Source organism: Sphingomonas sp. (genome assembly GCF_017304615.1).
GTDB lineage: Bacteria > Pseudomonadota > Alphaproteobacteria > Sphingomonadales > Sphingomonadaceae > Sphingomonas.
On sequence record NZ_JAFKLZ010000001.1, the window covers coordinates 458585 to 478264 of the forward strand.

A 19680-nucleotide genomic window follows, 5' to 3' on the forward strand; every position below is an offset into this window, starting at 1 on the left:
GTGCCGGGGTCAGCCCTCATAACGCCTTTTCGTAGATCACATAGACCTTGTTCACGTGGCTATCGATCGCGTCGGCGATCGCGTTCATGCCCTGATTGTCGTCGAGCACCCAGCCGATCTCACCCCGGCTCGCGCCGTAATTGGCGACCGCCGCGCGGCGGATATATTCGATCATCATGAAGGCGAGCTGGCTCGCGAGGCGCGACGATTGCAGTTCCTTGACGACGCCCATCAGCGGCACGCGCATCGTCTTCACCTTGGGCTTGCGCAGCCACAGCAACAGCTTCGCCCAACCGAACGGCAGCAATGATCCGTTGAGCGGCTTGATCGCTTCGTTGAGGTCGGGGAGGGTGATCATGAACGCGACGGGCTTGCCGTCCAGTTCGGCGATGCGGATCAGGTCGTTGAACACGATCGGCTTCAATTTGACGCCGACATCGGCGATCTCGGGCGGGGTCAGGGGGACGAACCCCCAATTGTCCGACCAGGCATCGTTGAGGATCGACAGGATGATCGCGGCCTCCTCGTCGAACTTCGACTTGTCGACCTCGCGGATGTTGATCCGTGCGTTGCGTTCGCCCGCCGCGACGATGCGCCCGATCAGCGGCGGGAATTCCTTGGCGACGTTGAGCTCGTAGGTCTGGAGCGTCTTGGCGGGGTGATAGCCCGCGCGTTCGATCCAGCCCTTATATTCGGGCTTGGCGTGGCCCATCATGATCGTCGGCGGATGATCGTAGCCCTGAACCAGCAGCCCCGGTTCCTCCCAGATAGACATGCTGACCGGCCCAAGCGCGCGGTTCATGCCCTGATCGCGCAGCCAGCCTTCCGCGGTCGCGATCAGCGCCTGCGCGGTTTCCTCGTCCTCGGCGTCGAGATAGCCCCATTGCCCGCATCCGGAGCCGAACCCTTTGTCGGCGGGCATGGTCAAGGCAAGCGTATCGATATGCGCCGAAATGCGACCGACCACGCGGCCGTCGCGTTCGGCGAGGAACAGTTGCGCCTTGGCGTGGCTGAACCAGCCGTTCTTTTCCGGCGTAATCAGCCCCAGCGCCTCGCCCTTGAGCGGCGGCACCCAGTTGGGGTCGTCCTTGTAGAGGCGGAACGGCAGGTCGACGAACTTCTTGCGGTCGGCCTTGCTGTCGATCGGGCGGATGGCGGCTGGGGAGGGCATCGTTACCTCGCAATGGGACAGCGCGGGTTAGGGAAAGGTCGAATGTTGCACAATGGCCAACCGTCACCCCGGCCTTGTGCCGGGGTCTGCGTCACCGCAAGCTGTAACGATGAGAGAGATCATTCCGTGCGTCTATATTCTGGCCAGGGAATACCACAGTACGCTCTATACAGGCGCCCCTCCAACCTCATCGGCCGTATCATCCAGCATCGCGAAGGTGCTTTCGATGGTTTCACCAAGCGTTACGGCATCAAGCGGCTGGTCTATTACCAGGAAGGCGCGATGATGGAGGACGTGATCCGGCGCGAAAAACAGATCAAGAGCTGGCCGCGCGAATACAAATACAATCTGATCGAACGGCTCAACCCTGAGTGGAACGACTTGGCGGTCGGGCTGGGTCTTCCACCCTTGACCGATTGAGAACCCGATGGGCGGACCCCGGCACAAGGCCGGGGTGACGATCATCATATTTCACGATCACACTGATCGGGGATTCTCCCAAGTTGGTTTGCCACCGTCTCGCCACTATATTCGGCCAATGACCCAGCTTATGGATACAGTTGCGACCCTCGATCGCCGGACGACCGGCGGGGCCGACGCCGTGGCCGCGCGGGCGGCGGCGCGCGCGCGGATCGACGACGACAAGGCGATGCTGAAGGCGGCCGCCGACCTGACGCGCGACCTCAATGCGGCCAATCCGGCGATCTACTGGACCGACATGCTGGCGTCGGCGGCGATCGGTTACGCGGCGTTGGTCGCAGCGATCATGGCCCCGTCGGTCGGCTGGGCGATCGTCGCGGGCATAATCTCGGCGCTGGCGCTGTATCGCGCGGAAAGCTTCATCCACGAACTGACGCACATCAAGCATGCGGCGGTGCCGGGATTCCGGCTCGGCTGGAACTTGATCGTCGGCATCCCGCTGCTGACGCCGAGCTTCATGTATGAAGGCGTCCACAATCTGCATCACGCTCGTACGCGTTATGGCACGGTCGAGGATCCCGAATATCTGCCGCTCGCGCTGATGAAGTGGTGGACGCTGCCGGTGTTTATCCTCGTTGCAGCGCTCGCGCCGGTCGCGTTGCTGGTCCGTTATGCGGTGCTGACGCCGCTGTCGGTGATCTTCCCGCCGCTCCGCCGCGTGGTGGTCGCGCGGTATTCGGGACTTCAGATCAACCCGTCCTTCCGCCGCCGCGCGCCCGAGGGCGAGGCGCGGTCGCTGTGGCATCGGCTGGAGGCCGGGGCGAGCGTTTATGCGATCGCGCTGATCGCGCTGACCGCCACCGGGATCATTCCGCTCAAGGCGTTCCTGATCTTCCTCGCTGTGACCTCGGGTCTCGCCGTGACCAACCAGGTGCGGACGCTGGTCGCGCACCTGTGGGAGAATGAGGGCGAGGTGATGACCGTCACCGCGCAATATCTCGATTCGGTCAACGTGCCGCCGCCTGCGGTCCTGCCGATGCTGTGGGCGCCGGTGGGGTTGCGCTATCACGCGCTGCATCATTTGCTGCCGGGTTTGCCCTATCACGCGCTCGGCACCGCGCACCGCCGCATCACCGCCGCGCTCGACGCGGATTCGGTCTATCACAAGGGCAGTTACAAGGGCCTGCCGGTGCTGGTGACGCGGCTCGCGCGGAGCACGATCACGCGACGTTGATCACTCTTCGGTGCGAATGAGCACCGCTTCCCCGATCATCAGGAACAGTAGGAACGGCGCCCAGGCGGCGAGGTAGGGCGGGTAGGCGCCGAGATTGCCCATCGCCAGCGCGAAATTGTCGACCACGAAATAGGTGAAGCCCAGCGCCATGCCGATCACGGCGCGGATGAACAGCTTGCCCGAGCGCGCGATGCCGAACGCGGCGACCGCGCCGAGCAACGGCATCAGCACCGCCGACAACGGACCGGACAATTTGTGCCAAAGCTCGCCTTCATACGATTTGGTCGGGCGTCCCGCCGCCTTCAGCGCGGAGACGGCATCGCGGAGTTGCAGGAACGACAGCCCCTCCGCATTGACGCTCGCCAGCGTGAACTGGTCGGGCCTGACGCCTTCGGCGACGACGACTGAGCCGAGATTGCTCACCTGGCCGCTCGCAACGTCGAACTTGCGCGCGGGCCAGATGCGCCAGCCATTGCCCTCCCGGCGGCCGTTCGCGGCGGTCAGCGTCGCGATCAGCCGGCCCTGCGTGTCGCGGTCGTAAAAGGCGACGCCGCTCAGTGTTGCCGCGTCACCGTCGCGCTTGACGTGCTGGACGTTGATCAGATCCTCGCCGGCCTTGGTCCAGACGTTCGTGCGGTCGCCACGATCGATCGGGATCGGGGCATATTCGACCTTCTTCCAGGCATCGAGCGTCGCAGTCGCGCGGCTGACGATGCGGTCGTTGAACGCGAAGCTCAACACCGCGATCCCCATCGCCGCGACGATCATCGGCGCGAGGATCTGGTGCGCGGACAGGCCCGACGCCTTCAGCGCGATGACCTCGCTATTCTGGTTGAGCGTCGAATAGGTGATGATCGCACCGAGCAGCACCGAATAGGGCATGAAGCGCGCCACGATCTGCGGCGCGCGGAGCGAAATATAGCGCCATACCTCGCCCTGGCCGTTGCCGGGATGCGCAAGAATGAAGCCCGACTCGCTCAATGCGTCGAGGAATTGCAGCACCAGCACCAACGCCGCGAGCACCGCGAAGGCGCGCAGCACGAAGGTCTTCGCCAGGTAGATCGACACCGTCCGCGACGGAAAGAATTGCGTCGCGATCATGCCGGCGTCCCCGCAGCAGTTGCGCCGTCGTCGGCATCGTCGTCCGAACCGGGCTGGATGCGCCGGCCGGGCAGCCAGCGCCGCACCGCCTTGGACACTTTGGCGAAGACTCGTTCGAGCGCGCCGATGGGCTGGCCACCCGGCACGTTGGCGATCGTGTAATACATCCACAGCACTAGAGCCGCGAACAGCGAAAAGGGCACCCATAGCGCAAAGAACGGGTCGATCCGGCCCTGGCCGCCCGCGTCCTGGCCATATTCGTTGATCTTGAAATAGGTCACGATCATCACGATCGCGAGGAACACGCCGAGTGCTGAGGTCGATCGTTTCGGCGGTACGCCCAGCGCCATCGCGAGCAACGGCAACAGGAACATCGCGGCGACTTCGGTCAGGCGGAAATGGAACGCTGCGCGGCTGGTGTCGCGCAGTTCCTCGTCCTTGTTGCTCTTGCGGCCGAGAACCGCGAGCTCGGGCAGGGTGCGCTCCAGATTGCGGCCGCCGCGTCCGCGGAACGGGTCGGTCTTGGGCAGCGGGATCGGCACGTTCCACACGTCGAACCGCAAGACGCGCGGCACCGGCACGCCGACTTCGTTGCGGACCAGCGTGCCCTTGGTGAGCTGGAAGATGATCTCGTCTGGATTGGCGGTGCCGAAGAAGCGGCCTTTCTCGGCAGTGACGGCGAGAGAGTTGCCCTTCTTGTCGGTCTGCTGGAGGAAGATACCCGACAGTTCGCGGCCCTCATCGCGGCTCTGCTCGATGCGCACGGTCGGGCCGCCATTGGGGAAGGTGGTGAACTCGCCGACCTTGATCGACGCGCCCAGCGCGCCGGTGCGCAGTTCGTAGCGCAGCCGCTCATACTGGAACCGCGCCTGGGGCTGGATATAGCCGACGATCGCGAGGTTGAGGATCGCCAGCACCACCGCATACATATACGGCGCCAGCATCAGCCGGTTGTAGCCGACGCCGACCGCACGCAACACGTCGAGCTCCGACGACGTGGCGAGGCGGCGGAACGCAAGCAGGCAGCCGAGCAGCAGCCCGATCGGGATGCCCAGCCCGAAATATTCGGGCAGCAGGTTGGCCAGCATCTGCCACACGACGCTGACCGGCCCGCCTTCGGTTGCGACGAAATCGAACAGGCGAAGCATGCGGTCGAGCACCAGCAGCATCGCCGCGATCACCAGCGTCGAAAACAGCGGGACCGCGATCAGCCGGGCCATGTAGCGATCGATGGACTTCATGTCGGGGTGCGGGGTCGGTCCTTCGGCCGGCTGCGGCGGGGCTTCGTAATCCACCGGCTATAGGCAGGCATTGGTTCGCCGTCAGCCGGAAAAACTGTCTTATTCCGCCGCTAGTTGATCGGGCGACGTAGTGGAGGGAGCGAACGCCATCGCATCGGCGATCGCCTGTTCCAGTCCCGCGAGCGTGAACGGCTTGCGCAGCACCGCCCGCCCGCCGAAGTCGGCCGCCGATCCGTCGCCCGCATAACCCGTCACGAACAGCACGGCGAGGTGGGGGCGCTGGGCCAACAGCCCGGCGACCATTTCCGGCCCGGTCTGGCCCGGCATCAGCACATCGGACACGATCAGGTCGAACGGCCCGGCCTCATCGATCGTCCGTGGCGCGTCGAGCGGATCCGCGCAGGGAACGACGCGGTGGCCGAGTTCCTCCAACGTGCCGACCGTCGCGGTCAGCACGCGCGGGTCATCCTCGACCACCAATATGCCGAGCCCTGTGATCGCCGGCGTGTCGTGGGTGTTCGCGGTGGGCTCGATGGCTGTGGCGGTATCGCCTGCGGCCATGTGGCGCGGCAGATAGAGTGTGACGACGGTCCCCTTGCCGGGTGTCGATTCGATCGCGATCTCGCCGCCCGATTGGCGCACGAACGCGAAGATCTGGCTGAGGCCGAGCCCGGTGCCCTTGCCGACCGGCTTGGTCGTGAAGAACGGTTCGAATACGCGTTCGATCACCTCCGGGGACATGCCGCAGCCGGTGTCGGCGACCGCGATCGCGACATGATCGCCGTCCTGGCAGTTACCGACCTGGCCTGCGGTCAGCGTCATCACACTGGTGCGGATGCTCAGCGTCCCGCGCCCGTCCATCGCGTCACGCGCATTGACCGCGAGGTTGAGCAGGGTGTTTTCGAGTTCGTGGCGGTCGGCCCAGATCGCCCAGTCCGATCCGTCGTCGGCACGCTCGATCAGGATGGCGTCGCCAAGCGTGCGGTCGAACAGGTCCGACATGCCGGCGATCGCGTCGATGGGCTTGATGGCTTCGGGATTCAGCGCTTCCTCTCGCGAGAAAGCGAGCAGCCGCCGAGTCAGCGCGGCCGCCCGGTTGGCGCCTTCGGTCGCGTTATCGAGGTGACGGAGCGCGCTGCCCGGATCATTCTCCAGCGAACGGCGCGCAAGCTCGAGGCCGCCAAGAACAACCGCGAGCATGTTGTTGAAATCGTGTGCGATACCGCCGGTGAGTTGACCCACGGCTTCCATCTTCTGGACTTGCCGGAGCTTGGCTTCCTGTTGGCTGAGCGCCAGTGTCGCCTCGCCGACCGCCTCCTCAAGCATGGCCGAGCGTTCGCGTTCGCTGTCGGCTTCCGCGCGCGCCGCCGCGCGCTCCTGCATCGCCGCAATCGTCAGGGCGCCCAGCACGATCGCGCTCAGCACGATCAGGATGCCGAAGATCGACAGCGTGCGGGCGATTTCGCTCGACCGTTTGACCGACGCCATCGCGGCCGCCGTGCGCTCGTCGAGCAGATCGTGCTCCGCGGCGGTGATATGGTCCAGCTCGCCGTCGATACTGCGCAGCGAGGACGACCTTCCCGCCTCGTAATAGCGCGAATAGGCTTGGCTGTTCTTCTTATAGGCGGTGCTGAGCGCGGTGACCGACAGTTCGTCGCCGCGCCGCTCGAACGCGGCGCGCAGCCGGTCGATCGCCGCTTGCTGGTCGGGATTATCGTTGGTGGCGGCATCCAGACGGTCGATCTGGGCGCGTGCCTGATCCCATTGATCGGTGAACTCGCGCCCGATGCCTTCGTCGCCGCTGATCACGTAACGCCCCAGTGCGGCCTCGGCGCGGGCGATCGAGCCCGACAGCGTTCGCGTCAGGATCATCACGTCGTAGCTATGGCTTTCCAGCTTCAGCGCTTGATCGCGTTGCTCGTTGGCGCTGGATTGCAGGATGACGAGCGCGATCAGGATGCCGACGCCCAGCACTGCCATCACCGCCAGGGTTATACCCCGCCAGATTGCACGTGCTCTGTCGACGAGCCGTGGTTCGGCCTCGCTCCCACTCATCGACCTAGCGTAGCGAATCGGGCGAATCGAAGAAACCCCCGCGATCGGTCAGGCGATGGCGTGCGTCGCCCGGCCCGCGGCTTCGAACATGCCGAGCACGCGGTCGATCTGCTCCGTCGTATGCTCGGCGCACAGCGAACAGCGCAGCAGGTAGGTGCCGGCGGGGGTCGCGGGCGGGCGCGCCATGTTGACGTACAGTCCGCTGTCGAGCAGCGCCTGCCACATCGCCACCGCCTGTTCCTGGTCGTTCAGGATCACCGCGACGATCGCGCTGTCGGGCTTTTCGGTGCCGAGCTTGAAGCCGAGCTTCGTCAGTCCGCCGTGCAAATGCCGTGCGTTTTCCCACAGATGCTGGCGTTTGTTGTGCGCATGCTTGAGCTTACGGATCGACATCGCGGCGGTCGCGACGACGCTCGGCGGCAGGCTGGCGGTAAAGATATAAGGACGGCAGGCGAGGCGGATCGCCTCGAACTTCGGGTGGTTCGACACACAGAAACCGCCGACGGTGCCGACGGACTTCGAGAAGGTGCCGACGATAAAATCGACGTCGCAGCCCTGATCCTCATACACGCCGCGCCCATTGGGACCGAAGAAACCCATCGAATGCGCTTCGTCGGACAGCGTCATCGCGCCGTGCTTCTTCGCGACGTCGACCATTTCCTTCAGCGGGGCGATGTCGCCAAGCATCGAATAGACGCCCTCCAGCACCACCAGTTTGCCCGCTTCCTTGGGCAGGCGGCCGAGCCGCTTGTCGAGATCCTCGACCGAGTTGTGACGGAACCGGACGATCTCCGCATAACCCTGTTTGCAGCCGTCATAGATCGACGCGTGGCTGTCGGCATCCAGAATGACGTATTCGCCCTTGCCGGCGAGCGTCGAGATCATGCCGAGATTGGCCATGTAGCCGGTCGAGAACACGATCGCGCCGGTCGTGCCGTAGAAATCGCGCAGCGCCTCCTCGACCTCCATATGGTCGCGGAAGGTGCCGTTGAGCATCCGGCTGCCATTGGTGCCCGACCCAAACTGATCGAGCGCGTCCTTGCCCGCCTGGATCACGTCGGGATCGAACGTCATGCCCATGTAATTGTACGTACCGAGCAGGATCGTGTTCTTGCCCTTGATGACGGCCTCGGTCGGCGACTTAACCTGTTCCATCACGATCGCGAACGGATCGGTCACGCCGGTGTCGATCAGCGCCTGTCGCTCGGCGATCAGGGCGTCGAACTTCGACATGAGGTCGGTTTCGGGCGCTACCCGGGCGGGATCGGCAGGCAGTTTGTCGCTGGTGAGGTCGGCGTCGGTCATATCATCTCTCTCATCCGTTCGCCCCGAGCCTGTCGAAGGGCGTGCGTCACGTGCTTCGACAAGCTCAGCACGAACGGGGAATTAATTGGCCTTCAGCTTCTCGACCGCGTCGACGAGCTGGCCGACGGTCTCGATTTCGGCCTGCATGTTCATCGTGATGATGATGTCGAACTCGTCTTCGATTGCGGCGACGAAATCCATCACGGTCAGCGAATCCCATTCGAGATCGTGCTGAAACGTCGTCGCGTCGGACAGCGCCACCTGCTTCTTGTTGAACGGCTGGATCAGCCCGGTGACGATCTCGAAGGTCTTGGCGCGGTCGGTCATTGGTGTTCCTTGTGCTGGCCGATGGCGGTGCCAGTGAAATGCGGCGGCTTTATAGCAACCCTTGGGCGCGATACCATGCCGCCGTCGCCGCCAGCGCATCGCGCGTGTCGACCTGTGGCGCCCAGACGTCGGCGGGCGGGCGGGCATGGCTGACCCAGTCCTTATGGCAGAAATAGCGGACGCGGTCGGGGGTGAGCTTGGCGCGCTTGCCGCGGACCAGGCGGTCGCCGGTGGAGATCGTGTCGAGGATCATGCGGGGCAGGGGGAGCGGCAGAACCTTGCTGTCGGTCGCGACGCCGATCGCGCGGGCGAGGTCGCGGTGGTCCCAGCCGTTGGGCGCGCCATCGTCGGGCTCGACGATCTGGCGAGTCAGCGCGTTGCTCGCCGGGAGCGCGATCAACAGGCGAACGAGTTCCTCGACCGCGATGATGGAGAGCCTGCCACCGGCGGGGGGCAACGGCATGACGTGTTTGATCGCGAGCTTGAACAGTTCGAGCATCTCATTGTCGCGCGGGCCGAAGATCGCGGGCGGGCGGACGATCGTCCAGTCGAGATTGCTCGTGTTCAGCACCTTGTCGGCCTCGGCCTTCGACCAGCCGTAATCGGACAGATCGGGTTCGCGGGCGGCGATCGAGGACACCTGCACGAAACGGCGGATGCCGGCCTGTTCGGCGGCGGCGATGACGTTGCGCGTGCCCTCGATATTGCCTGCCGCAAAGCCCGCGCGGTCCGGGGCGTTGATGACGCCCGCGACGTGCAGCACGGCGTCGGCGCCCTCCACCAGCGTGGCGAGACTAGCTGCATCATCGAGCGCCCCGGCGACCCATGTAACGCCCGCGCGGTCGGGCTGCGGGCGGCGGGTCAGCGCGCGGAGTTCGATCCCGGCGGCGGTCGCCTGGTCGATGACATGGCTGCCGACGAAGCCGGTGCCCCCGGTCAGCGCAACGACAGTCACGCGATCACCATATGGTTGCGATGCACCAGCGCGGCGCGGGGCGCATAGCCCAGGATCGCCGCTGCCTCGTCGCTGCGCTTGCCCGCGATCCGCCCGGCGTCGGCCGAGTCATATTCGGCGAGGCCGTTGGCGATCACGCCGTCCGGCCCGGCGATCGCGATCAAGTCGCCGCGCGCGAAGTCGCCCTCGATCCGCACCGCGCCGGCGGGCAGCAGGCTCTTGCCCGCCGCCAGCGCCGTCACCGCGCCCGCATCGACATGGATCACGCCCCGGTTGCGCAGCCGCCCGCCAAGCCAGGCCTTGCGCGCGGGGGCGACGCGTTCGGCGGCGAACAGCGTGCCCGGACCGCCCCGGGTGAAGTGCGCCAGCGGATGGTCGATCTTGCCGCTCGCGATGGCGAGTTCGATGCCCGCGCGCGTGGCGATCCGCGCCGCCTGGACCTTTGACGTCATGCCGCCGGAACCCATGCCCGACGACGATCCGCCCGCCATGCCCTCGATCGCGGCATCGATCCGCGCGACCCGCTCGATCAGCATCGCGCCGGGCTTCGACGGGTCACGATCGTAGAGGCCGTCGACATCCGACAGCAGCAGCACGCCGCGCGCGCCCGCTGCCTGCGCCACGCGCGCCGCGAGCCGGTCATTGTCGCCGAAGCGGATTTCCTCGGTCGCGACCGAGTCATTCTCGTTGATCACCGGCACCACGCCCAGCCCGAGCAACCGGTCGAGCGTCGCCGCGGCGTTGAGATAGCGCCGCCGGTCCTCGAGGTCGTCGAGCGTCACCAGCATCTGCGCGGCGGTAAGCCCGTTAGCGGCGAGACATTCGGCCCAGACCTGACTCAGCGCGATCTGGCCGGTCGCGGCGGCGGCCTGCGCGTCTTCCAGGCTGGCGCGGCCGCCCTTCGCCAGCTTCAGCCGCCGCGCGCCAAGCGCGATCGCGCCCGACGACACCACCGCGATCTGCTGCCCGGCCTTCACGGTGGCGGCGATGTCCGCGGCAAGGCTCGCCAGCCAGTCGCGGCGTACTTCGCCCTCAGGCGTCACCAACAGCGACGACCCGACCTTCACGATCAGGCGGGGGCATTGGGAGGGCGCGAACCGTTCCATCGCCGTTCCGTTAGCGTGGCCGCTTCCGTTATGATACCGTCGCGGAATATTTTCGGAGGGGGAAGTCATCATGAAGCTATTGTCGATGTTAATCGCGTTCGCCGCCTTGCTGGTCGCGCCGGTGGCGTCCGCGCGCGACGCGGGGATCGCCGCGACGATCAAGACGATGATGGACGGCTTCAACAAGGGCGACATCGCCGCCGTGAAGGCGATCCACATCGTCGATCCGACGATCGTCGACAATGTCGCGCCGTTCGTCTGGTCCGGCCCCGGATCGTTCGACAAATGGCTCGGCGATCTCGGCAAGTCGGAAGCGGCGGCGGGCAAATCCGACGGCAATGTGTGGTTCGGCGAGTCGGTCGACGAGCAAATCAGCGACGGCAGCGCCTATGTCGTCACTCCCTGCACCTATACCTACAAGCAAGGCGGCAAGACGATGCGCGAAACCGGCTTCGTCGCGTTCGTGCTCGTTAAGGTAGGGATGGAATGGAAGGTCGCGTCGTGGAGCTGGGCGAGCCCGGCGGGCGTTCCGGTTAAATAAGCCCTAGACCGGCGACCATTCGATCGCGTCCTCGCCCTCGTCGTCCTCGGGAACGGCGCCGGGGGCGGGGCCGATCGCGTCGAGCAATTTGTCGAGCACCCAGTCGACGCCGGTGCCGCTGACGCCGGAGATCGGCAGTACTTCCGCGCCGCTCGCTTCCTCGAGTTCCGCTGACAATGCCGCGATGAGTTCGTCGTCCAGCGTATCGATCTTGTTGAGCGCAACGACGACCGGCTTGTCGGTCAGCCCGCCGCCATAAGCCGCGAGTTCGTCGCGGACGATGCGATAGCTTTCGGCGACGTCGTCGTCATTGGCGTCGACCAGGTGGAGCAACACGCGGCAGCGTTCGATATGGCCGAGGAAGCGGTCGCCGATCCCGGCGCCATCGGCCGCGCCCTCGATCAGGCCGGGAATGTCGGCGATGACGAATTCGCGCTGGTGATGGCGCACCACGCCGAGCTGGGGGCGGGTCGTGGTGAAGGCGTATTCGCCGACCTTGGCCTGCGCGTTGGTGACCTGGTTGATGAAGGTCGATTTGCCGGCATTGGGCAGCCCGACCAGCCCGGCATCGGCGAGCAGCTTGAGCCGCAGCCACACCCATGCCTCCTCGCTCGGCCAGCCGGTGCCGTGCTGGCGCGGGGCACGGTTGGTCGACGTCTTGTAGCTGGCGTTGCCGCGTCCACCGTCGCCGCCGCGCAGGAAGGTGACGCGCTCGCCCACCTTGGTCAGGTCGAGGAGTAGCGACCGCTCCTCGTCATCGGCCAGGACCTGCGTGCCTACCGGCACCTTGATGACCAGATCGTCGCCGCCCGCGCCGGTACGGTTGCTGCCGGAGCCTCCCATCCCGCGGGGCGCGCGGAAATGCTGGGTGTAGCGGAAGTCGATCAGCGTATTGAGACCCGCGACAGTCTCGAAGATGATGTCGCCGCCCTTGCCGCCATTGCCACCATCGGGGCCGCCATATTCGATGAACTTTTCGCGCCGGAACGACACGGCCCCGGGGCCGCCTGAACCCGAGCGGACGAAGATCTTTGCCTGGTCGAGGAAATGCATCGATCAGTCCCGAACGATGCCGTCTTTGAGCGCGGCGTAGGTCAGTGTCCGCGCGCGGTCACGGGGCAGACCTAGCGCGCGAGTCAGCGGGGCACCGAACAAGGCGTCGCCGAGCGCCATGATGACCAGTTGCAGTGTCTCGTCGGCGATCGGGCGTTCGTGGTCGGAATGATCCTCGGCCAGTTCGTCGACAAGGTCGTGGATCGCGCTGAAGATCGGGTCGAGCGCGTTCTCGTTGCCTGAAAGGATCATCCAGCTCGCCAGCGCCCCGGCACCGCCAGTGTCGAACGCATCGAACGCCATGTCGACGACCTGGCGCGGATCGTGGCCGCCGGCGCGCTCGCGCAGGACCGTCTCGCGAATCTCCGTCGTGACATACTCCGCCATCCGCTCGATCAGCGCGGTCTGGAGCCCGGCGGCCGAACCGAAATGGTGGAGCAAATTGGCGTGGGTGCGGCCGATCCGCGCCGCCACGGCCTTGAGCGTCACGGCCTGCGGGCCGAGTTCCACCAGCACGTCGCGCGCGGCGTCGAGCGCGGCTTCGCGCGATTCCTCGGGCGACAGGCGGCGACGGACGGGCAGGGGGGTGACGGACATGGATCGTCTGTCGGCGGTTTGGGCGTCCGGCGCAAGAGCAAGCAATGTCCCTTATCGGGGGGCCGGTTGCTCCGGTTCGAACCTTTCTTCGCTGTTTTTATGCACTTGGGCGTCGCAGCATCCGGGCGGGGCGTCGTCGGTCTGGAGGGGCGAGATGGGGGTCAAGCGTTGGCGGTTGGGTGCAGCGGCGGTGCTGTTGCTGGGTTCGGGCGGCTGCGCGTCGTTTTCGGGCATGCCGAAATCAGTAACCGCGTATCGTCAGCCTAACGGTCTTATCAAGGATATGCGTGACGGTTTGGCGTATGTGAACGCCGCCGGAATCAGTGACGTCGAGCGGAAGCGACGGCGCGACGACGAGATCACGCTTTATATGGCCGCCGCCGACGCACAGTTCGCGAACTTCCTCGGGAGCCTGTCCAGCGAGCGGAACGGCGCGAACGTGGCGCTGGATATTGCGGGGAGCGCGGCGGCCGGGGTCGGGTCGGTCGTGACCAACGCCGCGCCGGAACTTGCCGCGCTCGCCGGGTTCATCGGCAACACCAAGACCAGCATCAACAAGGAACTCTATTTCGAACGCACGCTGTCGGCGCTGATCGTGGCGATGCAGACCAACCGATTGAAGGTCCGTGCCCAGATCGAGGAACACAAGAAATTGCCGGCGTCGGACTACACGCTGGAAATGGCGTACGCGGAACTCCGGGATTACGAAGTCGCGGGCAGCATCAATGGCGCGATTGGCGAACTCAACGTTGCGGCGGCCAAGAGCTTTTCGGATGCGAAGGGCGATTACAGCAGAGCGGTAACGGCGTGTGTTCGCGACGAAAGTTTCGATGCGCCAGGGGGCGAAGCCCGAAAGTCGTTTCGTGCGACGAACAAAGCGGCCGCGACGCTGCCCTGGCCTGCCGACGTGCAGACAAAGGTCAAGAATCTCGGCAATACGATGCGCCAGCTGAATTTGACGCCATCGGCTGATGCCAAGACTCCGCAAGAGGTCGACGCCCAAGCGAGCGCCCTGCAAACCTATCTGACCGGCCTTTGCAAGCCGGCCGATGCGCAACGCCTCAAAGACCTTCTTGAAGGGAAGTGAGATGGACGATCCGACCGTTATTCTCTTCGACGCCGCTTGGGACAAGGATTTGCTGGAAAGGGAAATCCATAGCTACGAAGCGACGAGCGGCCCCATCACGGCGATCGGCGTGACGAACGATCCGACGGTGGGAACCTACACGGCGGGCACGTTCGACAGCGATGCAGATTCACCTGAAAAGCGGACCAAGATCCTGCCGATCGTCGACGGGCACTTTTCCATGCCCGCGGGTGCCGCGGAGGTCTGCCGGGGCTTTGCATTTCTCGACGGAACCGCGACGCCCGTCGTTCTGGCGCGTTAGCGCTCAGGCCTATCCGCCGCCGCCCTTGGTATCATAGGACGGCGGCGGATTTCGGTCATGCCGCGATGGGCATTCGTGGCTCGTCGGCGTCGAAATCGAGGAGCATTTCCACGGTATCGACATCATGGCCGAGCGCCCGGGATGGCTGCGGTACGACCCGGCCCGTCGCGACGAAGCCCAACTTGCTCAGCACGCGGCCCGAAGCGGGATTGCCCGCGAGCCAGCTCGCCCGCAGTCGAGGCAGGCGGAGGCTGTCGCGGGCCAGCGCCACGACGGCATTCCCCGCCTCGGTCGCATAACCGCGGCCCCACACCTCCGGCGTCAGCCAATAGCCGAGTTCGGGGAGGTCGTGATCGTGATGAAGGCCGATGCATCCGATCGGCCGGTCGTCGCGTGCACGCTCGGTAATGACAAAACGCGGCACCGAACCCTGCCAGGCGTCGGCCAGGAACGCCTCCGCATCGCCCTGCCCATAGGGCCATGGCACCCGAGACAACTTCGTCACCACCGACTTGTGCGCGATGGCACGGGCAAGCGCCGGGGCATCTTCGGGCCAGCCGGGCCTTAAAACCAACCGAGGCGTAATCGCGAACATCTTACTCTCCGTGTCTTGGCCGCTGGCACGTGGATGTGACGTGCGCGCGACGGTCGGGTGGAGGGAGCAAGAAAAAAGGGAGCCGGGGCGACCCGTCTCCCTGTTTCGGATTTCGTTCGTGAAACCCCGGATCGCCCTGGTGGGCGACCCGGATGGTCACCCGATGTTATTCGGCCGCGGCCGCCATAATGTCCACCGAACAGAACTTTCGGCCGAGCTTGCCGTCGTGGAACACCACGCGGCCATCGACGAGCGCGAACAGGGTATGGTCCTTCCCCATGCCCACGTTGCGGCCCGGATAGAATTTGGTCCCGCGCTGGCGCACGAGGATGTTGCCGGCGACGGCTTCCTGGCCGCCGAACTTCTTCACGCCGAGGCGGCGACCGGCCGAATCGCGACCGTTGCGCGACGAACCGCCTGCTTTCTTATGTGCCATCTCGTTGCTTCCTTACGCTTCGGCAGCGGCCGGGGCGTCGCCCTCGGCCTTCTTCGCGGCGGCCTTTTTCGGGGCGGCCTTCTTCTCGGCGGCGCCGATCGACACGATCTTCAGAATCGTGTGGTTCTGGCGGTGGCCGTTCTTGCGGCGATAGTTGTGACGGCGGCGCTTCTTGAAGACGATGACCTTCTCGCCCTTCGCCTGCGCGATGATCTCGGCGGCGACGGTCAGGCCGTCGGTCGGCTTCAGCTCCGAGCCTTCGCCCGCGAGCAGCACGTCACCGAGCGTCACAGACGCCCCGGCTTCTCCGTCGATCTTCTCGACGACAATCTTGTCTCCGGCGGCGACGCGATACTGCTTGCCGCCCGTGCGCACGACTGCGAACATGGCCCTCATCACTTTTCAAATAAACGAACCCCGGCAAGCAAAAGCCTGCCCGGGAAAGAGGGGCCAGCTAGGCGAAGCATGCCGCGCTGTCAACCGCCGAGACGCGTGGGAAACGTCCAAAACGTGTGTTGCCCGTCCGCCACACCAATCGTGCGTCGTGTGCAGGCGCAGCATAACTTTGTTGTTACATTTCCATGACGGCATACAGTCCTCAACCGTAGCCGAGGGCGGAGAGGGCCCGAGGCTGCTGTAAAAACAGCAAATGGGGACTCGGCCATGCGTCGCGCTATCATCCTTTCCATGTTCACCGTGTCGGCGATCGCGCTGACCACGCCCGCTTTCGCCCAGGATACGCTCGGCGATCCGCAAGCGACCGAACCGCCCGCCAGGGACATCGTCATCACAGGGTCGCGCGTTCCAGGCCGCACCGTCGCCGATTCGCCGGTGCCGATCGACGTGATCGGCGGCGATCAGCTGACCAATTCGGGATCGACCGAAACCAACAAGGTGATCCGCGATCTGGTCCCCTCGTTCAACTTCCCGCAGCCGTCGCTCACCGACGGCACCGATTCGGTGCGCCCGGCGACGCTGCGCGGCCTTGCGCCCGACCAGGCGCTGGTGCTCGTCAACGGCAAGCGTCGCCACACCGCCGCGCTGATCAACCTCAACGGCTCGGTCGGCCGTGGGTCGTCGTCGGTCGACCTCAACGAGATCCCGCCGATCGCGATCGACCGCGTTGAAGTGCTGCGCGACGGCGCGTCGTCGCAATACGGTTCCGACGCGATCGCCGGTGTCATCAACATCCAATTGTCGAAGAAGGTCGGCGTCAGCGGATCGGTGACGTTCGGCAAATACGACACGACGATGTCGGGCGTGAACGACGTGCTGGGCGTCCAGACGACCGGCGGCGTGCCGACCGTGCTGATCCCCGGCTCCAACGCCCAGGCCGACGTGCTCGCGCTCAATTACGGCAAGGAACGCGAGCGGCACGACGGCGACACGCTGACCCTGGCCGCGCGCGTCGGATTGCCGGTCGGCGATGGCGGCTATCTGGTGCTGTCAGGCCAGTTCCGCGACCGTGACCCGACCAACCGTTCGGGCGCCGACCCGCGGCGTCAGTATTTCACCGTGGGCGATCCGCGCGAACTGACCTTCGACCGGTTCAGCCATGGCTATGGCGACGGCAAGACGGTCGATTACAACGTGTTCCTGAACGCTGGGGTCGACATCGGCCCGAACCTCGAACTCTACACGTTCGGCAGCTATGGCATCCGCGATGGTATCGGCGCGGGCTTCTATCGCCGCTCGAACGACGCGCGCAACCGCGACTGGGCGGCGTCGACGACGACCTTCGTGCCTTACTATGCCGACGGCTTCCTGCCCAAGATCTACAGCCAGATCGAGGACGTGGCCGGGGCGGTCGGGATCAAGGGGGACGTTGGCGGGTTCAACGCCGATCTGTCGGTCGTCTATGGGTCGAACCAGCTCGATTACCAAACGATCGACAGCTTCAACGTGTCGCTTGGCGGTCTCCTGTCGCCGCGGCGGTTCGACTCCGGCGGGATCGCGTTCGGGCAGACCACGGCGAACCTCGACCTCACCAAGAAGTTCGATGTCGGCGGGCTGTCGAGCTTCGGCATCGCGTTCGGCGCGGAATACCGCAACGAGAATTTCAAGATCCGGCCGGGCAGCGTCAGCAGCTATGTCGGCGGTCCTTTTGTCGTCAACGGTGCGGCCCCGGGCGCGCAGGTGTTTCCCGGCTTCAAGCCGGAGAATGCCGTCGATCGTTCGCGCGACAGCTTTGCCGGTTACGTCGAAGTCGATGCCGACATCAGCAAGATGTTCACCATCCAGGCGGCCGGCCGATATGAACATTTCAGCGATTTCGGCGACACGGTGAACGGCAAGGTCGCGGCGCGGTTCGAGCCGATCAAGGGCATCGCGGTCCGTGGGTCGGTCTCGACGGGCTTCCGTGCGCCGAGCCTCGCGCAGCAATTCTTCTCGACCACGTCGACCAACAATGTCGGCGGCACGCTGATCGACATCGTGACGGTGCCATCAACCAGCGCGATCGGCACAGCACTGGGCGGCAAGCAGCTCAAGGCGGAGAAGGCGCTCAACCTCGCGGGCGGCATCGCGCTCAACCCGATTAGCGGGCTGAGCATTACCGCGGACTATTATAATATCCGCATCAAGGACCGCGTGCTGCTGACCGAGAACTTGACCGGGACCGCGGTGGTCAACCTGCTGACGGCGGCGGGCATCACCGGCGTCACGTCGGCCCGATTCTTTGTCAACGGTGCCGACACGCGGACCCAGGGTGTCGACATCGTCGCCAGTTATCGCGTGCCGGATTTCGGCGCGGGCAAGTTCACGCTGACCGCGGGGTACAACTATAACCAGACCAAGATCATCAAGCGCGCCTCGCTGCCGTCGCTGCCGGGGCTGGTGCTGTTCGGGCGTCAGGAATCGTACCGCATCACCGATGGCCAGCCGCGTACGAAGCTGAACCTCGCGGCCGACTGGGATCTCGGCATCGTGGGCGCGACGGTCCGCACCAACCGTTATGGTACCGTGTGGGTGGTCAATACCGGCACGCTTGCCCAGCCGTTGGGCAGCGTCGCGGGAGACCTGAAGCTGACGCCGAAATGGGTCACCGACGTCGAATTACGAGTTCACCCGATCAAGGAAGTGACGCTGACGATCGGTGCGGACAACGTCTTCGATACCTACCCGGATCGCTTGCCGACCGGCGGGGCGACGGGTGCGCCGGGCTTCACGCCGAACAGCTACTTCATCCCGTATTCGCAATTCTCGCCGTTCGGGTTCAACGGGCGGTACCTGTACGGGCGCGTGGCGTTCAACTTCTAGGGGCGGACGGAAGCGGATTTGCTCAGGAAAATCCGCTTCCGCCGCGGCGGGCAGCCATGGCGCGCAACGCCCTCGTCTGATGGCGCGGCAGAATATCCTGGAAAGGGAAGGGGGCCGATCGGCCCCCTTTTTCTTGTTTAGTGCCGGTGCTCGCGCCGCAGACTGTAGCGCCCGTCGATCAGCCCGCTGAACAGGCCGTCGATCGCCGGATGGTCGACCGGTTCGTCGCTGTCGTCATGGAGCAAGTTCTGCTGGCTGACATAGGCGACATAGCTCGACTCCGCATTGGCGGCGAGCAGGTGGTAAAACGGCTGATCCTTGGCCGGACGCACCGCCTCCGGTATCGATTCGTACCATTCCTCGCTGTTGGCGAAGACCGGGTCGACGTCGAAAATCACGCCGCGAATGTCGAACAGGCGGTGCCGCACGACATCGCCGATCGAAAAGCGCGCGGTGGCGACCGGCGGCATCGGCACGCCCGCCGGGGACACGATATCATGGGGTTGGGAACGCTGCATGGCCACAATTTAGGGTTTTTGCGGCATCGCACAAGCACGCGCTTGTGCCCGCGGATCAGTTACGTTAGAGGCCCCGCCTTCGACCCGCGCCGCGGCGTGGAACCCCCGTGCGGAGAGGTGCCAGAGTGGTCGATTGGGACGGTCTCGAAAACCGTTGTGCGGGTAACCGTACCGTGGGTTCGAATCCCACCCTCTCCGCCACCTAGTCTTCTCTTTCGAGACCTTTGCTGCGATCGCCGCTTGCGGTGCCATTCTGCGCCTCATTCGATAGAGGCGTGGTCCGGATCAAAAATGGCACCGTGAAACTCAATCCGATCCCCACAACGGCCGAGCCAGCGAAATCGATCAACGAAGACATGTCTACGACGAACTGGGGACT

20 protein-coding genes and 1 tRNA gene are annotated in these 19680 nt (G+C 65.1%); 7 read left to right on the forward strand and 14 right to left on the reverse strand.

Features of this window, described 5'->3' with window-relative positions; translation table 11 throughout:
* Positions 1 to 16: 16 nt before the first annotated feature.
* Positions 17 to 1171 (reverse strand): N-acetyltransferase, encoded by a 1155-nt coding sequence (locus J0J06_RS02310; RefSeq protein ID WP_294039741.1) that lies wholly within the window; start codon positions 1169 to 1171, stop codon positions 17 to 19.
* Between the two features lie 126 nt (positions 1172 to 1297).
* Here J0J06_RS02310 and J0J06_RS02315 point away from each other — a divergent pair, with 126 nt between their 5' ends.
* Together J0J06_RS02315 and J0J06_RS02320 are read left to right on the forward strand one after the other, a co-directional pair.
* Entirely contained in the window at positions 1298 to 1591 is a 294-nt protein-coding gene (locus J0J06_RS02315; protein WP_366931188.1) for a GIY-YIG nuclease family protein, read from the forward strand.
* A gap of 118 nt (positions 1592 to 1709) precedes the next feature.
* Complete coding sequence (locus tag J0J06_RS02320; RefSeq protein WP_294039742.1) at positions 1710 to 2825, forward strand: fatty acid desaturase; 1116 nt, start codon at positions 1710 to 1712, stop codon at positions 2823 to 2825.
* On the opposite strand, the gene lptG is transcribed toward J0J06_RS02320, so the two are convergent.
* From lptG to proB, 7 genes are all read right to left on the reverse strand, one after another.
* Positions 2826 to 3926 (reverse strand): LPS export ABC transporter permease LptG, encoded by a 1101-nt coding sequence (gene lptG / locus J0J06_RS02325; protein WP_294039743.1) that lies wholly within the window; start codon positions 3924 to 3926, stop codon positions 2826 to 2828.
* Entirely contained in the window at positions 3923 to 5167 is a 1245-nt protein-coding gene (lptF, locus tag J0J06_RS02330) for an LPS export ABC transporter permease LptF (RefSeq protein ID WP_294040808.1), read from the reverse strand. The genes lptG and lptF overlap by 4 nt, the downstream gene beginning before the upstream one ends.
* A 99-nt stretch (positions 5168 to 5266) precedes the next feature.
* On the reverse strand, positions 5267 to 7147 hold the full coding sequence (locus J0J06_RS02335) for an ATP-binding protein (protein ID WP_294040809.1): 1881 nt from the start codon (positions 7145 to 7147) through the stop codon (positions 5267 to 5269).
* Between the two features lie 123 nt (positions 7148 to 7270).
* Positions 7271 to 8527, reverse strand: a complete 1257-nt coding sequence (locus J0J06_RS02340; protein ID WP_294039744.1) for an aminotransferase class I/II-fold pyridoxal phosphate-dependent enzyme — start codon at positions 8525 to 8527, stop codon at positions 7271 to 7273.
* A gap of 81 nt (positions 8528 to 8608) precedes the next feature.
* On the reverse strand, positions 8609 to 8854 hold the full coding sequence (locus J0J06_RS02345) for an acyl carrier protein (protein WP_294039745.1): 246 nt from the start codon (positions 8852 to 8854) through the stop codon (positions 8609 to 8611).
* A gap of 49 nt (positions 8855 to 8903) precedes the next feature.
* Complete coding sequence (locus J0J06_RS02350) at positions 8904 to 9809, reverse strand: SDR family oxidoreductase (RefSeq protein WP_294039746.1); 906 nt, start codon at positions 9807 to 9809, stop codon at positions 8904 to 8906.
* On the reverse strand, positions 9806 to 10915 hold the full coding sequence (gene proB, locus J0J06_RS02355; RefSeq protein WP_294039747.1) for a glutamate 5-kinase: 1110 nt from the start codon (positions 10913 to 10915) through the stop codon (positions 9806 to 9808). Before proB ends, J0J06_RS02350 begins: the two co-directional genes overlap by 4 nt.
* A 70-nt stretch (positions 10916 to 10985) precedes the next feature.
* On the opposite strand from proB, the gene J0J06_RS02360 reads away from it, so the two are divergent.
* Positions 10986 to 11456: a hypothetical protein gene (locus J0J06_RS02360; protein ID WP_294039748.1), complete on the forward strand. Its 471-nt coding sequence runs from the start codon at positions 10986 to 10988 to the stop codon at positions 11454 to 11456.
* Positions 11457 to 11459: 3 nt separating this feature from the next.
* On the opposite strand, the gene obgE is transcribed toward J0J06_RS02360, so the two are convergent.
* The gene (gene obgE / locus J0J06_RS02365; protein WP_294039749.1) at positions 11460 to 12509 is read right to left on the reverse strand and encodes a GTPase ObgE; all 1050 of its coding nucleotides are present in this window, start codon (positions 12507 to 12509) and stop codon (positions 11460 to 11462) included.
* A gap of 3 nt (positions 12510 to 12512) precedes the next feature.
* On the reverse strand, positions 12513 to 13106 hold the full coding sequence (locus tag J0J06_RS02370; protein WP_294039750.1) for a TetR/AcrR family transcriptional regulator: 594 nt from the start codon (positions 13104 to 13106) through the stop codon (positions 12513 to 12515).
* A gap of 154 nt (positions 13107 to 13260) precedes the next feature.
* Between J0J06_RS02370 and J0J06_RS02375 the strand changes: the two genes are divergently transcribed.
* Positions 13261 to 14193, forward strand: a complete 933-nt coding sequence (locus J0J06_RS02375) for a hypothetical protein (protein WP_294039751.1) — start codon at positions 13261 to 13263, stop codon at positions 14191 to 14193.
* Between the two features lies 1 nt (position 14194).
* Positions 14195 to 14494 (forward strand): hypothetical protein, encoded by a 300-nt coding sequence (locus J0J06_RS02380; protein WP_294039752.1) that lies wholly within the window; start codon positions 14195 to 14197, stop codon positions 14492 to 14494.
* A 55-nt stretch (positions 14495 to 14549) separates the two neighbouring features.
* On the opposite strand, the gene J0J06_RS02385 is transcribed toward J0J06_RS02380, so the two are convergent.
* From J0J06_RS02385 to rplU, 3 genes are all read right to left on the reverse strand, one after another.
* Positions 14550 to 15089 (reverse strand): GNAT family N-acetyltransferase, encoded by a 540-nt coding sequence (locus J0J06_RS02385; protein ID WP_294039753.1) that lies wholly within the window; start codon positions 15087 to 15089, stop codon positions 14550 to 14552.
* Between the two features lie 166 nt (positions 15090 to 15255).
* Positions 15256 to 15525: a 50S ribosomal protein L27 gene (rpmA, locus tag J0J06_RS02390; protein ID WP_294039754.1), complete on the reverse strand. Its 270-nt coding sequence runs from the start codon at positions 15523 to 15525 to the stop codon at positions 15256 to 15258.
* 12 nt (positions 15526 to 15537) lie between these two features.
* A complete protein-coding gene (gene rplU / locus J0J06_RS02395; protein ID WP_294040810.1) occupies positions 15538 to 15912 on the reverse strand; it encodes a 50S ribosomal protein L21 in 375 nt (124 codons plus the stop codon).
* Between the two features lie 276 nt (positions 15913 to 16188).
* Here rplU and J0J06_RS02400 point away from each other — a divergent pair, with 276 nt between their 5' ends.
* Positions 16189 to 18783: a TonB-dependent receptor gene (locus tag J0J06_RS02400; RefSeq protein ID WP_294039755.1), complete on the forward strand. Its 2595-nt coding sequence runs from the start codon at positions 16189 to 16191 to the stop codon at positions 18781 to 18783.
* Between the two features lie 137 nt (positions 18784 to 18920).
* Here J0J06_RS02400 and hspQ read toward each other — a convergent pair whose 3' ends face one another.
* Positions 18921 to 19301, reverse strand: a complete 381-nt coding sequence (hspQ, locus tag J0J06_RS02405; RefSeq protein ID WP_294039756.1) for a heat shock protein HspQ — start codon at positions 19299 to 19301, stop codon at positions 18921 to 18923.
* Between the two features lie 111 nt (positions 19302 to 19412).
* Between hspQ and J0J06_RS02410 the strand changes: the two genes are divergently transcribed.
* A tRNA-Ser gene (locus J0J06_RS02410) sits at positions 19413 to 19502 on the forward strand.
* Positions 19503 to 19680: the final 178 nt, after the last annotated feature.